This is a genomic window from Cellvibrio sp., from assembly GCF_039207905.1.
Lineage (GTDB): Bacteria > Pseudomonadota > Gammaproteobacteria > Pseudomonadales > Cellvibrionaceae > Cellvibrio.
On sequence record NZ_JBCECX010000002.1, the window covers coordinates 88,643 to 104,269 of the forward strand.

13 protein-coding genes are annotated in these 15,627 nt (G+C 51.9%); 7 read left to right on the forward strand and 6 right to left on the reverse strand.

What is annotated here, in order from left to right; all coding sequences use genetic code 11:
- The first annotated feature begins 120 nt into the window (after nucleotides 1-120).
- From AAGC78_RS01395 to AAGC78_RS01420, 6 genes are read left to right on the forward strand one after another with little or no spacing between them, the layout of a single operon-like run.
- Entirely contained in the window at nucleotides 121-906 is a 786-nt protein-coding gene (locus AAGC78_RS01395; protein ID WP_435782236.1) for a DUF3450 domain-containing protein, read from the forward strand.
- Complete coding sequence (locus AAGC78_RS01400; RefSeq protein ID WP_435782237.1) at nucleotides 903-2,306, forward strand: MotA/TolQ/ExbB proton channel family protein; 1,404 nt, start codon at nucleotides 903-905, stop codon at nucleotides 2,304-2,306. The genes AAGC78_RS01395 and AAGC78_RS01400 overlap by 4 nt, the downstream gene beginning before the upstream one ends.
- A gap of 10 nt (nucleotides 2,307-2,316) precedes the next feature.
- Nucleotides 2,317-2,844, forward strand: coding sequence for a MotA/TolQ/ExbB proton channel family protein (locus AAGC78_RS01405; RefSeq protein ID WP_435782238.1), 528 nt, complete (start codon nucleotides 2,317-2,319; stop codon nucleotides 2,842-2,844).
- 2 nt (nucleotides 2,845-2,846) lie between these two features.
- Entirely contained in the window at nucleotides 2,847-3,254 is a 408-nt protein-coding gene (locus AAGC78_RS01410; RefSeq protein ID WP_435782239.1) for an ExbD/TolR family protein, read from the forward strand.
- Nucleotides 3,254-3,886: a TonB family protein gene (locus AAGC78_RS01415; RefSeq protein WP_435782240.1), complete on the forward strand. Its 633-nt coding sequence runs from the start codon at nucleotides 3,254-3,256 to the stop codon at nucleotides 3,884-3,886. Before AAGC78_RS01410 ends, AAGC78_RS01415 begins: the two co-directional genes overlap by 1 nt.
- A 9-nt stretch (nucleotides 3,887-3,895) precedes the next feature.
- Nucleotides 3,896-5,230: a tetratricopeptide repeat protein gene (locus AAGC78_RS01420; RefSeq protein WP_435782241.1), complete on the forward strand. Its 1,335-nt coding sequence runs from the start codon at nucleotides 3,896-3,898 to the stop codon at nucleotides 5,228-5,230.
- Between the two features lie 82 nt (nucleotides 5,231-5,312).
- Here AAGC78_RS01420 and ilvD read toward each other — a convergent pair whose 3' ends face one another.
- From ilvD to argE, 3 genes are all read right to left on the reverse strand, one after another.
- The gene (ilvD, locus tag AAGC78_RS01425; RefSeq protein ID WP_435782242.1) at nucleotides 5,313-7,157 is read right to left on the reverse strand and encodes a dihydroxy-acid dehydratase; all 1,845 of its coding nucleotides are present in this window, start codon (nucleotides 7,155-7,157) and stop codon (nucleotides 5,313-5,315) included.
- Between the two features lie 168 nt (nucleotides 7,158-7,325).
- Nucleotides 7,326-8,642, reverse strand: a complete 1,317-nt coding sequence (argA, locus tag AAGC78_RS01430; RefSeq protein WP_435782243.1) for an amino-acid N-acetyltransferase — start codon at nucleotides 8,640-8,642, stop codon at nucleotides 7,326-7,328.
- A 50-nt stretch (nucleotides 8,643-8,692) separates the two neighbouring features.
- On the reverse strand, nucleotides 8,693-9,847 hold the full coding sequence (argE, locus tag AAGC78_RS01435) for an acetylornithine deacetylase (RefSeq protein WP_435782244.1): 1,155 nt from the start codon (nucleotides 9,845-9,847) through the stop codon (nucleotides 8,693-8,695).
- Nucleotides 9,848-10,051: 204 nt separating this feature from the next.
- Here argE and AAGC78_RS01440 point away from each other — a divergent pair, with 204 nt between their 5' ends.
- Nucleotides 10,052-11,821, forward strand: a complete 1,770-nt coding sequence (locus AAGC78_RS01440) for a GspE/PulE family protein (protein WP_435782245.1) — start codon at nucleotides 10,052-10,054, stop codon at nucleotides 11,819-11,821.
- A 73-nt stretch (nucleotides 11,822-11,894) separates the two neighbouring features.
- On the opposite strand, the gene AAGC78_RS01445 is transcribed toward AAGC78_RS01440, so the two are convergent.
- The 3 genes from AAGC78_RS01445 to AAGC78_RS01455 all read right to left on the reverse strand — a co-directional run bounded on the left by AAGC78_RS01445 (nucleotide 11,895) and on the right by AAGC78_RS01455 (nucleotide 15,523).
- Nucleotides 11,895-12,677 (reverse strand): sulfite exporter TauE/SafE family protein, encoded by a 783-nt coding sequence (locus tag AAGC78_RS01445; protein ID WP_435782246.1) that lies wholly within the window; start codon nucleotides 12,675-12,677, stop codon nucleotides 11,895-11,897.
- A 153-nt stretch (nucleotides 12,678-12,830) separates the two neighbouring features.
- Nucleotides 12,831-14,696 carry a sensor domain-containing diguanylate cyclase gene (locus tag AAGC78_RS01450; protein WP_435782247.1) on the reverse strand — a complete coding sequence of 622 codons (1,866 nt, stop codon included), beginning with the start codon at nucleotides 14,694-14,696 and terminating at the stop codon, nucleotides 12,831-12,833.
- Nucleotides 14,697-14,764: 68 nt separating this feature from the next.
- The gene (locus AAGC78_RS01455) at nucleotides 14,765-15,523 is read right to left on the reverse strand and encodes a polysaccharide lyase (protein ID WP_435782248.1); all 759 of its coding nucleotides are present in this window, start codon (nucleotides 15,521-15,523) and stop codon (nucleotides 14,765-14,767) included.
- Nucleotides 15,524-15,627: the final 104 nt, after the last annotated feature.

The window sequence follows — 15,627 nt, forward strand, 5'->3', positions numbered from 1 at the left end:
GGAAGTGTTCGCAGTGCTTACTACAATGCTGCGGCTCCAGGCGCCATAACTGCTTTCCGGCATAGCGTCTTCAGGCATCTCCTGCGTACATTCTTGATGCATACCCGATTGGGACGACTAATGAAAAAACAGCGATTGAAGACTGTAGCTGAATCAATAGTGCTTGCTGCTGCCAGCGCGCTGTTCATTAATATTGCTATGGCGCAGCAGACTCCAGACGCGGTGCTCCAGACGGGCGAAGCGAAAATCAGCGCCGCGCAGGATTCACAGGAGCGCATTGATAACCTCGCTGAAGAAACGGCGGATATTGAGCGCGAATTTAAAATCCAGAATAAACAAATCGAAGACCTGCGCGTATTTAATGCGCAGATGGAAAAACAGATCGCTCGCCAAAAAGAAGCGATTGCCGATTTGGAATTGTCGCTGGAAAAAGTCACCGTGATCGAGCGTCAGATCCAGCCGCTGATTTTTCGCATGCTCGATGGCCTTGATCAATTTGTTGCGCTGGACAAACCCTTCCTGACGCAAGAGCGCAAAGAGCGGCTGGTGATGCTGCGCGCAAATCAGGATCGCGGTGATATCACCGTGTCCGAAAAATTCCGCCAAGTGCTGGACGCTTACAAAATTGAATCCTCCTACGGCACCAGTATTGATGCCTACAAATCCACCCTGCGCGTTGAAAACCAGGCGCGTGAAGTGAATATTCTGCGCATTGGCCGCATCGCGTTGCTGTACCAAACGACCGACGCTAAATCGAGCGGCTATTGGGATGCGACCAAGCATGAGTGGGTTGCACTCGATAGTTCCTACAACGCGCAAGTCCTGAAAGGTATCCGCATTGCCCGCGACCAAACGGCAAGCGATATCATGATATTGCCGGTGCAGGCGCCGGAGGTTGCGCGATGAAAGTGAGTGTGTTGAAAACCGGTTTATTGCTTGCGACCCTGGTTGCCGGATTCTCGTGCGCATCCTTGATGGCGCAAACCGAAAAAGCCCAGACGCTGGAACAGCTGCTGGACATGGTAAAAAAATCGCAGATCAGCGAGTCTGCCGAACATCGCCAGCGCGAAGCCGAATTTGCGCGCGATAAAGCCAATCGCGCTGCCTTGCTGGCGCAGGCCAAAACTGCTCGTGCACAAGAAGAAGCGCGCGCGGCAGAATTGGAAAAAATCTATACCGAACAGCAATTGTTAGTGACTCAGAAAAAAGCGCAGTTGAGCGAGCGTTTGGGTTCGATGCGCGAACTCTTCGGCCATTTGACCTCCACCGCCGGTGATTTGCGCGGCATTCTGGAAACCTCCCTGGTCAGCGCCCAGTATCCACATCGCGGTGACTTCCTTGATGCCTTGATCGAGAAAATGAATGGCAGCACCAAGTTGCCGGACATCGAAGAGATCGAGCGCCTCTGGTACGAAATCCAGCGCGAAATGATTGAGTCCGGCCGCGTGGTTACCTTCAAGGGTGAAGTGGTGAAGGCCGACGGCGAAACCAGCACCCAGAATATTGTGCGCGTCGGTACCTACAATCTGGTCTCTAACGGCGCTTATGTTTCTTACGATGGCCGCAAGATGGAAGAGCTTGCGCGTCAGCCCAATCGCGAACTGCTGGCCTCGGCTGCTGCTTTGCAGGAGGCGACCAAAGGTGTAGTGGACTTCGGCATTGATCCCTCCGGCCCACACGGCGGTCGCTTGTTGTTTGCTCTCATCCAAAAACCAACCTTTTCCGAATATCTTGATCAGGGCGGCATGGTCGGCTGGGCCATCGTCTACGTAGGTATATTTGGTATTTTGCTGGGCGTATGGCGTATTTACGTATTGTTCACCATGACTGCCAAAGTAAATGCGCAATTGCGTTCGGATAAGGCCAGTGCCGACAACCCGCTCGGGCGCGCATTAATCGTGGCAGAAGAAAATGCCGCCGTGGATTTGGAAACGCTCGAACTCAAACTTGAAGAAGCGGTATTGCGCGAGCGTCCCGCCATTGAAAGCGGTTTGCCGATGATGAAAATTATCGCTGCAGTTGCGCCGTTACTCGGGCTATTGGGTACGGTGACGGGGATGATCACCACCTTCCAGGCGATCACTATTTTTGGTGCGGGCGATCCTAAAAATATGGCGGTGGGTATTTCCACTGCGTTGGTTACTACCGTGCAAGGTTTGGTTGTTGCTATTCCAATGGTGTTGATGCACACACTGGTGAATGGTCGCGCCAAAGCCATGATCCATATCCTCGACGAGCAAACTGCCGGCATTATTGCCGAGAATGCCGAGCGCAAAGCTGCTGACGAAAGCAGTGCGAATCAGTAGGGGCTAACAGGTGCAACCGTTACTCGACGCCATTGCCACCTTACTCACCTTTCTCAATCAGGGCGGCCTCATGATGTATGTGATTGCCCTGCTCACATTGGTTATGTGGACGCTGATTTTTGAGCGCTTCTCCTATTTACGCGGCGATTTAAAAACCGATGTGCAGGAATATTTTCAGGCGTGGGAGAATCGCGCTGAGCGTAAATCCTGGAATGCCCACCAAATTCGCACTGCGATGATTTCGCGCGTGAACAATCGCATCAACAGCAATCTCGATATGATCACCGCGCTGGTAGCACTCTGCCCGTTAATGGGTTTGTTGGGCACAGTGACGGGAATGATCGAAGTGTTCAGTGTGTTGTCTACTGCCAGTGGTGGCGATGCGCGTTCGATGGCGAACGGAGTATCCAAAGCGACAATTCCAACCATGGCAGGAATGGTCTCTGCGATCACCGGTTTATTTGCGAATACCTATCTGGCGCGCGTGGCTGATGATGAAAAAGCGCTGTTTGCCGATCACCTGACGATGGATCACTAACCATGAACCGCTATCGCACCAAGGTGGATGAGGAAGTTCAGGCGATAGATCTGACACCGATGTTGGACGTAGTGTTCATCATGCTGATTTTTTTTATCGTCACCGCTTCTTTCGTGAAAGATACCGGCAAAGAAATTACTCGCCCCGACTCCACCACGGCGGAAGATTCTCCGCGTGCGAGTTTGTTAATTGCCGTTACCAAAGAAAATGAAATCTGGATGGACAACCAACGCATTGACCCAAGTGTTTTGCGTTTGGCAATTGAGCGCATGCGTGTAGAAAATCCCAAAGGTGCAATCGCTATTCAGGCCGATGAACATTCGAATATTAAATTCGTTGTCGAGATTGCTAACGCAGCGCGGCAAGCGGGCATCACCGACGTTATTGTTTCCACACAGAAGAGTAATTGATGAACCCGACCCGATTCGCAGTAGCCGGTTTACTCAGCGCGATTGTCACGCTGTGTTTGCTGTTGCTGATGAATTTGTTGATCAACAATCAATTTGACCTGCCTGATGAATCAACCGCAATCAAAGTTGCCGCAATCCACATTCCCAACATCAGCGTTGAAAAACGCATTGAAGATGTCAAACCAATAAAACCGCAATTGCAGGAGGCGCCGCCACCGGAAATTCCCGCGCCGGCTTTTGATGCGCCGCAACTTTCGCCGGAATCTTTTGCGATTAATGCACCTATCGTCAATGACAAAACTGCGACGCGGCCGGGCACTCTCGCGTTAGGTGAGGGCGAATATCTACCGATTGTGAAAGTACCGCCAGAATATCCGACTACTGCTTTGTCGCGCGGTATTGAAGGTTATTGCACAGTTATTTATACAGTTACAGAAACCGGGACCACGCGCGATGCGCGCCCAATTCCCGGTGAGTGCGTAACTAAAGATGGCCAGCAAACCAGTGTGTTTGACCGCGTTTCGGTGCGCGCTGCGTCCAAATTTAAATACAAGCCGAAAGTTGTCGACGGTAAACCTATTGAAGTGAACGGAGTCAGAAACCGTTTTACTTTTGAAATGAAACAACAATAAGGCAATAGCATGAAAAAACTATTGCCTGCCTTTCCCCTTTTTCTTTTGCGCAATCTGCTGCTGGCTTTCACTACAATCATATTGGTTGCGGGCAGTGCACATGCGCAAGTATTGGGTAATAACCAACACGCAAACGAAGTGCGACATTATCCGGAAGTGTCAGAAACATTTTGGGTGAAAATTCAGGAAGCATCGCATTTTTTGCAGCCGCCAGAAGGCGCGGGCTTGCGACCTGAACCGCGCAAGGCGATTCAATTGTTGGCGGCATTGGAGTTGGAGCGCGCGCGTTTGAATGCCTATGAATTGGTATTGTTGTACCAATACTATGGTTACGCTTATCTGGTGCAGGAAAATTACGACAAGGCAATTGAGTACTACAACAAAGTGTTGCAGCAATCGCCCTACATGCCAGTTGCAACTGAAGCACAAATTTTGTTGACTCTCGGGCAATTGTATTCGGTAAAAAATAATCCCAAAAAAGCCTTGGATACCATGCTCGAATGGACTGAGTATGTGGATCAGTTGCGCCCCGAACAATCCTATACCTTTGCAACGCTCTACTATCAATTAGGCGATAACCGCAATTCGCTGCTCAATATTAATCAGGCAATTAATCGCCAGCAGGCAGCGGGAAAAATCCCGAGTGAGTATTGGTATTTGTTGCAGCGCGAACTCTATTTTGATCGCGAGGATTACCAAAACGGATTAGTCGCGCTTAATAATTTAATCAAACATTACCCCAAAGCGCAGTATTGGAAGCATTTATCCTATGTGTATAAATTGCTGAAGCGTGACACCGCTTCCCTGAGTGCGTTAGAAACTTGCTATCAATTGGGTGGCCTGACCACCGAACGCGACCTGCTGGGGCTTTCGTATTTAATGTTGAAGGCGAACACTCCCTACAGTGCCGTTAAAGTACTGCGCAAAGGAATTTACACCGACAAGCTGATTGAACCCAATGCCAAAAATTTGAAATTGTTAGCGGATGCGTTGCGCGCGGCAAAGTATCCAAAAGAATCATTGGCTGAATATGAAAAGGCAGTACAAAAATCCCATAACGCCGATTTGATTATTGGTTTAGCCAGCGCATATCTCGCCAATGAAAAATACAAAGATGCATCCAAATGGGCACGTCACGCCTTAAAAACCGGGCCGGTAAAACGCACTGATCAAGCCTATTTAATTATTGGTCAGGCTGAGCTGGAATTAAAAAACTTTGATGAAGCGATTCACTTCTTCAAAGAAGCAGGTAAAGACGCCCGCAGCAAAAAGCCAGCAACTGAATGGATCAGTTACGCTGAAATAGAAAAAACAAAAATCCCCGCGCTAAAAGCCACTCGATAAATCATTAAGCATATTTCCGTAACAAAAAAGCCAGTGCAAATGCACTGGCTTTTTTGTTTGCGTGTTGTTTTACGCAGCGGGATTAATCGAGTTTGCTTAAATCCCTTACTGCACCTTTGTCGGCGCTGGTTGCCAGCATCGCGTAGGCTTTTAGTGATGCGCTGACTTTGCGTGGGCGAACTTCGCTTGGCTTCCAAGCCAATGGACCTTTGGCATTTTCAGCGGCGCGGCGTGCGTCCAGTTCGTTGTCGGTCAGTACCACGTTGATGCTACGGTTGGGGATATCAATTTTGATGATATCACCAGTTTGTACCAAACCAATTGCGCCGCCGGCAGCGGCTTCCGGTGATACGTGGCCGATGGATAAGCCGGAGGTTCCGCCTGAGAACCGGCCATCAGTCAGCAATGCGCAAGCTTTACCCAGACCTTTGGATTTCAGGTAGCTGGTGGGGTAGAGCATCTCTTGCATGCCCGGGCCGCCTTTGGGGCCTTCGTAGCGGATGACGACTACATCGCCTTCTTTCACTTTGCCGTCGAGAATATCGGCGACGGCTTTGTCTTGGCTTTCAACAACGTAGGCTTTGCCTTCAAATACCCAGCAGCTTTCATCTACACCGGAGGTTTTTACCACGCAGCCGTCGATAGCGATATTGCCTTTCAGTACGGCCAAGCCGCCTTCTTTGCTGTAGGCATTTTTCACAGAGCGGATGCAGCCTTCAGCGCGGTCGCCGTCCAGCGTTGGCCAACGAGTCGCTTGGCTGAACGCGACCTGGGTTGGGATACCTGCAGGGCCTGCTTTGTAGAAGGTCGCTACTGCTTCAGATGAAGTGGTAATGATGTCCCACTTATCCAAGGCTTCCTGGAAGGTTTTGCTGTGTACGGTAGGCAACTGGCTGTGCAGCAAACCGCCGCGATTCAGTTCCGCCAGAATACCCATTACGCCGCCGGCGCGGTGTACGTCTTCCATATGGTATTTGGGAGTGTTGGGCGCGACCTTGCACAGCTGCGGCACTTTGCGGCTCATGCGATCCACGTCGAACATGGTGAAGGGCACTTCGCCCTCTTGCGCAGCGGCAAGCAAGTGCAGGATGGTATTGGTTGAGCCGCCCATGGCGATATCGAGCGCCATGGCGTTTTCAAAGGCATCAAAGGTGGCGATGGAGCGTGGCAACACGCTGTAATCGTCTTCTTCGTAGTAGCGCTTGGTGATTTCTACGATGCGACGGCCAGCTTCAAGGAACAGCTGCTCGCGGTCGGCGTGGGTTGCCAGCAAAGAGCCGTTGCCGGGCAGGGATAAACCTAGTGCTTCGGTCAAACAGTTCATTGAGTTGGCGGTAAACATGCCAGAGCAGGAGCCGCAGGTTGGGCAGGCCGAGCGCTCGTATTCATTCACTTTGGCGTCGCTGGCGTTGTCGTCAACCGCGATTACCATGGCGTCAACCAAGTCGAGTTTGTGCTCGGAGAGCTTGGTTTTGCCGGCTTCCATAGGGCCGCCGGACACAAAAATCACCGGAATATTCAGGCGCATCGCGGCCATCAGCATACCGGGGGTGATTTTGTCGCAGTTGGAGATACACACTATGGCGTCCGCGCAGTGGGCGTTGACCATGTACTCCACCGAGTCGGCGATGATGTCGCGCGATGGCAAGCTGTAGAGCATACCGTCGTGACCCATGGCGATACCGTCATCCACGGCGATGGTATTGAATTCTTTGGCCACACCGCCGGCTTTTTCGATCTCGCGCGCAACCAGTTGCCCCAAATCCTTCAGGTGCACATGGCCCGGTACGAACTGGGTAAAGGAGTTGGCGATGGCGATAATCGGCTTCTCAAAGTCGCCGTCTTTCATGCCCGTTGCACGCCATAGGGCGCGGGCACCGGCCATATTGCGACCGGAGGTGGTGGTTTTAGAGCGATAGATTGGCATTCGGCTTAACCTCGTAAAGCGTGTCGCAAGTAGCTAACAACGGTGAATTCGGATCTTGTAATGGACGAAATCATACCAGAAAAGCGGGCTTTCCGGCAGCGTGGCGCGAGGGGGAAATGGAAAGAAATCGCTGCTTCCAATCGGGTTGGAAGCAGCCTTAAGCCAGATTTAATCCAATGATTTGATAAAAATCTTGGAATTGCGCTGATAGTTATAAAGCTCCTGTTTGGCGATGGGCAGGTCTTCCAGTTTGCCCTGCACAAAACCCTGCTCGATAAACCAGTGTGCGGTTTGGGTGGTGAGCAAAAACAGTTGTTTGATTTTTTGCTTGCGCGCCTGAGCTTCCATTTGCTGTAACAGGGCTGCGGCGCGACCGCCGTTGCGATAATCCGGGTGGGTTGCCACGCAGGATAATTCCGCCATATCGCCGTAAGGATAGAGCGCGGCACAGGCGACAATCGTGCCGTCTTTGTCCATCACATGGAATTTGTTGATCTCCGTTTCCAATACTTCGCGCGAGCGACGCACTAAAATTCCCTGCTCTTCAAGCGGGCGAATCAATTCAAGGATACCGGCAACATCGTCGATACTCGCGGTGCGCAATTGCTCATATTGGCCGGAGTAAATCATGGTCCCCAAACCATCGCGGGTAAATAACTCCGTGAGCAACGCGCCGTCGGTTTCGTAACTGATTAATTGCGCGCGTGGCACGCCTTGCAAGCAACTTAAATAGCTCGCACTGATCGCCTGCTGCAAATCGAAACTGATGTTATCGCCGTTTTCATTCAGATAAGTTTTGCACTCTTGCAGTGATAACTGGCGAATCAAATTGCCGTCTGCGTCGGTAACGCCATTGCCTTCAATAAACGCGAGGAATTTATCGGCTTTAATTGCAGTCGCGACATGAGTGGCAACATCACTGAACGACAAATTAAAAATTTCGCCCGTAGGTGAATAGGCGAGCGGCGATATCAATACCACTGCGCCGGAATCCAGCGCCGCATTTAATGATTTGGTGTGCACCTTACGCACCTTACCGGTATGTTGAAAATCCACACCATCGATTACACCGTGCGGCATTGCCACCACAAAATTGCCGCTGATGACTTGCATGTCGGCATCGTGCATTGGCGAATTGGGTAAACTGGTGGAAAGCGCGGCCTCCACAATCGTGCGCGTTTCACCAATCGCCTGAATAACAAGGCTTAAGCTTTCGCTATCAGTGATGCGTTGGTTTTTATGAAAATGGCTGAAAGTATCGGCCACTTGCAAACGTTCATCAATTTGTGGGCGTGCGCCGTGCACGAGTACGAGGCGCACATCGAGGCTGCACAGCAGCGCAATATCGTGCACGATATTGTGGAAGTTGGTGTGGGTAATCGCTTCGCCCGGCAACATCACCACAAAAGTTTTATCGCTGTGTCTGTTGATGTAGGGCGTCGAATGACGAAACCATTTTACGTAGTCTTGGGTATTGGCTGGCACTTTGTTGTTCTCAATAAAAATGAATGAAAAATGTAGGGCTTGTTAAAAAGTTACAAACAATATTTTTCAATCAATCGTCGCAAGATATTCACTGCAGGTTCAATTTGGTCGAGTGGAATAAATTCATCCGGTTGATGCGCCTGGTTAATCGAACCTGGCCCGAGCACGACAGTTTGCATCCCCAGTTGTTGCATAAACGGTGCTTCAGTGGCGAAGGCAACGCTCTCGGATTTATTGCCGGTCAACTGTTCGCACATTGTCACCAGTTCAGCGTGCTCATCTTCGCCGAAGGGATCTACACCCTCAAACAGCGATGATAAAACAATATCGGTGCCGCTGCGCTCGGCGATGGGTACAAGGCGCTGCTCAATGGTTTTGCGCAGCTCATCGTTATCCATTCCCGGTAATAAGCGCAAATCAAAATGCAGTTCGCATTCGGCGCAGATGCGATTTGCACCATCGCCGCCGTGAATGCAGCCCAAATTCAATGTGGGCGTTTGCACCGCAAAACCGGGATTGCGATATTTGAGTTGCAATTCACCGCGCAGGCCGATGAGTTCATTCATTACTTGATTCATCGCCTCCAGCGCATTTTTGCCCAGCGCAGGGTTAGATGAGTGGCCACTTTTGCCGCGCACGCGGATTGCTTCCATCATGATGCCTTTGTGCATGCGGATGGGCGTGAGTTCAGTCGGCTCGCCAATTACGGCATAGCGCGGTGTTGCGCCGGGAATTCCTTCGCGCGCGAGTGCGCGGGCGCCGCTCATGCTGCTTTCTTCATCGGCGGTGGCGAGCACTATCAGCGGATGTTTAAACGTTTGCCCAAGATACGGTTTTACCGCTTCCATAATTACCGGAAAAAACCCTTTCATGTCGGTGGCGCCGAGACCATACAACTTGCCGTCTTTTTCGGTGAGCGCAAATGGATCTGTCTGCCAGCGGCCTTCATCGTAGGGCACGGTATCGCTGTGGCCGGCCAATACCAATCCGCCCTCACCAGTGCCGAGTGTGGCAATCAAATTCGCTTTGCCCGCTTGCGCCAGTGGCTGCACGCGGGTATTGAATCCGAGATCAGCAAAACAGTTGGCGAGATAGTCGATCACCTTTTGGTTGGGCATATCCCACTCGGCCACTCCGCAACTGACGGAGGGCAGGGCAACCAATTGTTGCAGGTGATCGCGATAGCGTTTGGGATCAAAACTCATAGCACGGCTCTACAGCTGGGACTTGGGCAAATACATAGGTCGAGGGTGTTATCGGCGATTGGGCGGTAAAAAGCAAGTTGTTCGCGCGAAAAAGCGCGCGGCATTTCACTGAAATACATGCCGGTGGCGCTTTGGGCAGACTCTTATGGTGAGAGCCGCTACAATCCAGAAATCTCTCCCTAATAAGCAAGCAGGAATAACAAGATGGCGCAGGTGTTGGATCGGGTTTTGGATTTGCGCGGGCTGATTAATGATTTGGTTGCCGATGGATATGTGAAGCAGTTCGACGCCAATATCCTGCTCGGCGCCTCGCGCACCCGCGAGCAGGCGATCATGCATCCGCTTGCGTACATCGCCACGCAAAATCTTGAGGATTTAAAACGCCCGGGCAAAACCCTTGATGGCGACACCCTCACCAGATGGTTGGCGGATAAAGCACACCTGCCGGTTTTTCATATCGATGCGATGAAAATTGATGTCGCCAAGTGCACCGAGGTGATGAGTTATGCCTTCGCCAAACGCCACGGCATTCTGTGCGTCAAAGTTGAGCCGGACCATGTAGTCATCGCTTGTACCCAGCCGTTTATGGCGGGCTGGGAGCCGCAGGTTGAGCATGTTGCGCGGCGTGCGGTGAAGCGCGTAGTTGCGAATCCTGCCGATATCGAACGCTTTATGGTGGAGTTTTACACCCTCGCGCGTTCAGTGTCAGGCGCTAGCGGTGCGACGACAGCTTCGGCGATTACCAATTTCGAGCAGTTGGTTGAGCTTGGTAAAGCGAGCGATCCGGATGCGAATGACCAGCACATCGTCAAGATTGTGGATTGGCTGCTGCAATACGCTTACGACCAGCGTGCGTCAGACATCCATATTGAGCCGCGCCGCGAGGTTGGACGCTTGCGTTTTCGTATCGACGGCGTGCTGCATTACGTCTACGAATTGCCAGCCAATGTATCCACTGCAGTGACCAGCCGTTTCAAAGTATTGGGGCGCATGGATATCGCCGAAAAGCGCAAACCACAAGACGGTCGAATCAAAACCCGCCGCAGTGATGGCACCGAGATCGAGCTGCGTATGTCCACCTTGCCGACTGCATTTGGCGAAAAACTGGTGATGCGTATTTTTGATCCGGAAGTCCTGCTACGCAGTTTTACCGACCTGGGTTTAGTGGGTGATGACTACAATCGCTGGCACACCATGCTCACTCGCCCTAACGGCATTTTGCTGGTAACCGGCCCGACCGGTTCGGGTAAGACCACCACGCTTTATTCCTCGCTGCGCCAGGTCGCGACTGACGAAGTGAACGTCAGCACGATTGAAGACCCGATCGAGATGGTGGAGGAGCGTTTTAACCAGACGCAGGTGCACCACAAAATCGGGCTGGATTTCGCCGCCGGTATCCGCAGCCTGATGCGGCAAGACCCGGACATCATCATGGTGGGCGAGATCCGCGATCTGGAAACCGCGCAGATGGCCGTGCAAGCAGCGCTCACCGGTCACTTGGTGCTATCAACAGTGCATACCAACGATGCCCCTTCGACCATCGCGCGTATGCTGGATTTGGGCATTCCCTCCTATCTGATCAACGCCACTTTGCTTGGCGTAATGGCACAGCGGTTAGTGCGCACACTCTGCCCGCATTGCAAGGAGGAAGGGCATATCAGCAGCGAGCACTGGCAAGAATTGGTCGCGCCCTGGAAGGTCAATGTTCCGCCTAAAATCTATCGCCCGGTCGGCTGCCTTGAATGCCGCAACACCGGCTACCTTGGTCGGCAGGGGTTGTATGAAATCCTGATGCTGTCCGAAAACCTCAAAGAAAAAGTCACTCCCGATTGCAACCTGCAAGACCTGCGTCGCTTGGCTATGAAAGAGGGAATGCGCACTTTGCGTTTGTCCGGCGCCCAAAAAGTCGCCGCCGGTTTGACGACCATGGAAGAAGTATTGCGCGTGGCACCGCCGCCGGAAAAGGCGGGTTAAGAGTTCCCCCCCCAATAAAAAATGGCGACCCAAGGTCGCCATTTTTTTGCTCGCTATTTTTGATTCGTGTCGATCACCACAACAATTTGGTGCCTACAAAAATCAGCATGATGGCGAGTGCGGGGCGCAGATAATGGTCGGCGACGCGGTTGGCCATGTGGCTGCCGAGATAGATACCCGGCAATGAGCCTATCAATAAATTGGCGAGCAAATGCCAATCCACATTGCCCATGCCGGCGTGGCCCATACCCGCGACTAAAGTTAGCGGGACGGCGTGGGCAATCTCTGTTCCCACCAAGCGCACTGTTGGCAGCAAGGGGTAGAGCATAAATAAGGCGACTGTTCCCAAGGCGCCCGCGCCGATAGAGGTGAGGGTTACGACTGCGCCCAACACCATTCCAGTTACAACGGTAGCGACCATCTGTTGTTGGCGGCTCATGCGGGTGATCCAGCTGTTATTTTTCTGGCTGTAGTCAAAAATTTTGCGCTTGAACAGGATCGCAATCGCGGTCAGTACCAAGGCATAACCCAAAGTGGTTTTGATGATTTTGTTCAGCGTCTCGGTATCCATGCTGATGCTGTGCAGGAGCCAGAGCGTGAGTGCGGCGGCGGGCAGGCTGCCCAGCGCGAGTTCGCCGGTGATACGCCAGTCGATATTTTTCTTTTTGTGATGGACGTGGATGCCGCCCGCTTTGGTGATCGCGGCGTAAAGCAAATCAGTACCCACGGCGTTGGCCGGGCTTACACCGAAGTAGAGCAGAATCGGCGTCATTAGGGAGCCGCCGCCTACGCCAGTCATACCGACAATAAAACCAACGACCAAACCGGCGACTACATAACCAAGCTGAAAATCCATAAAACTTCGCCGTCGAACTGTTTAAAAACAAACAGATGGCGCCTCAATTGTGTTGAAAAATAAACAGGGCGCGCAGGCTAACAGTCAAAGGGGAATGTTACTAATGACAATTAGTTTGGTGCTTATAACCATCAGTTTTATGAGCGGAATGCATTAAGCGTCGAGCATAGTGTCACCGGCGATGCTGGCGATTTGGTTGCGGCCTGCCTCTTTAGCCTCGTACAAGGCTTTATCAACGCGCTCTAACAATGTCTCCATCGTATCGTCCGGCGTGAGTTGGGTGGCGCCGAGGCTGATAGTGATGCGCGGGCCGAGGTTGAAGAGATGTTGTGATACCCGTTGCCGCAGTGTTTCGCCGAGGGCGGTGGCGCCTGCGAGTTGGGTTTCCGGGCAGATGACCAAAAATTCTTCGCCGCCCCAGCGCCCAGGCGCATCGTTTGCGCGGCTGTGGTTGCGCAGGAGCGAAGCTATCTCGCACAGCACCCGGTCGCCCGCCGGATGACCATAGGTATCGTTGATCGATTTAAAGTGATCGACATCGATCATCAGCAGCGAAAAAGTCGTTTTGTAGCGTTTGCTGCGTTCGATCTCCGCGCGCAACAGTGTCGTCAATTTGAGCCGGTTGTAAACGCCGGTTAGCTGGTCGGTGATCGACAATTGCTCCAGCTCACTATTTTTGGCGATCAATTCCTGGGTGCGCTCGTGGATTTGTTCCTCTAAGCGGCGCTCGGAATCCTGTAGGTTTTCCACCAGCTTTTGCTGCGCTTGCAAGGCGGCGGCTTGGGCGGCTTCTTTATCGCGACGCGCGACGTTGAGTCGGTCGGCGAGTGCGTAGGCGAGCAAAATCATTTCAATCGCCGAACCGATTTGCAAACCGTTAACGGTAAACAAATTGGTCGGCAACAAACCCGCCACACGCAGTGAATTAATTGGCGATGCTGTGCAAATCACTATAAATGCGGCGACAAAAAAGTAAGCGCTGCGCTGCCGTTTGAACGCGCAGTAAACGCCGATACCGAGGATCAAGGTGGAGGCGATAACATTGAGCAGCATCGCAAACGGAATCACGGTTTGATAGGCGAGAAAGAAGGCAATCGGCGAGGCAATGTAAATCGCCACAATCCCTTTCACCACTTTGTCGAGACGCGGCAATAAGGTTGCGGTATTCAACATGCTGCGAGTAAAAAGCAGCAGCGCCGCGAGTGTGTAGGAGTAGCCAATCGCCATGGAGTAATTCGACCAGAGCGGCGAATTGGGCCAGAGAAATTCATTCGCCAAACCGTTTTGTGCCGCCAGTGTGAGCGCAAAAGAGCTGACAAAAAACACGTAGAGCGCGTACATACTTTCGCGCAGCAATGCAAAAACCAGCGCGTTAAAAATAATCATCGCCAGCGCTATGCCGCAGTAGATCGAATAGAACACATAGTCAGCGCGCTCGTAGGAATTGAACGCTTTGGGGGTCCAGAGTTTTGCCGGTATCTCCAGTGCTGCAACGCCTTTTACACGCAGGTAAATTGTGTGTTCGCCGGTGTCTTTAAGCAATAGCGGGAAGACAAATCCGCGGTTGGCGTAAGGGCGGGTGGCGAAGGGGAAATCGGTGCCGGTGGTCCAGCTAAGTAATTGTCCGTGGGGATCAAGCTGGTGCAATTGTACATTCGCCAGTCGCGCGTAATTTATCTCAAGCAAGCGCTCAACTGGCATTTCCCCGTCGTGATGTAAGCGCAAGCGCAGCCAATAGGCTGAGCGGGTAAAGCCGTAAATCAATGAGGCTGCGGGCGGTTGGCCGGTGATGAACTTGTCCGCCCATTCCGTTTTTTGCACATCGTCCAAACTGAGTTGGTTACTCGGGTCTTCGAGTATGGCGAAGTATTCGGTGAGCGAGACAGAATCCTGCCCCTGAGGTGCCAGCAGCAGCGGTTTTTCCTGCGCCGAACTCGCATGAGCTAGCAGCAGGAGACAAAGAAAGAGTGCAGTGCGGGTGATGCATTTCAACAGCGGAAGCAAAGGAGAACCAATCATAATGCGCAATCTGTAATCAATTGCCCTAAGCCTAGCAGCTCATGGGCAATGCATCGGGATTTGTTCGCTTAGTTGGATTTGCAGGTTTTGCCGACTAAATGTTTGTCGCGCTCCAGTAGTTCGGTGAGGTTGTCGGTCTCCATCGCACCGTCGATCAGTATCTCTTCCACGGTTGCTTCCTGGGTGCGCAAAATACCGATCTGGGTAAACATCAGTGCGTCTTTGGCAGGCAAGTTTTTGAAATGGTTTTTGCCCATATGTTTTCCATTCACCCAAACTTCTGCCGAACCCTGCTGTGGATCGGTCGACCAGTGGATATGGATGGCAATGCGATGCCATTTACCCGGCTCTGCGCCATTGGGCAATTTCCACAACACCTCTTTTGCAGCAGATTCCTGAAAACTTAATTCGCTGCCGGTGATGTTAAAGCGCAGCGTTTGTTGCCAACTTTTGTCCGATTCCCAATAACTCAGTTCATGTTTGTGCTCGCTAAATTGTTTGGGCAGATAAAAACTGAACGCAAAAAAAGTCTCCTTGCCTTCATGCGTCATACCCGCCGTATTGCGATGATGAAACTCGCTGCGATTTAAAAATTTATTGCCCTTCCACAAAAAAGATTCATCGCCCGTCAGCCGCACTTTGCCCGCATGTTTACCGTCAAACACGCACTCGCTGGTTACCGATAATCCCGCTGGATTGATGGGGGTGTTCCACTGCGAAATATCGCCGGTTTCAAAATTGCCCTGCCAGAGGATGCTGGCGTTGGCGGCAGGAATAACGCTGGCGAGTGCAATTGCACTGCAAAAAAAGCGGAGTGGATTGTTCATCTGTGAATCACCGGAATCTGTTTGTGCATTATTGTTTGTGATGATCGACGGCAAAAAAACAAAACGCCGATACTGATGGCAGTATCGGCGTTTTGCGGTGCGCT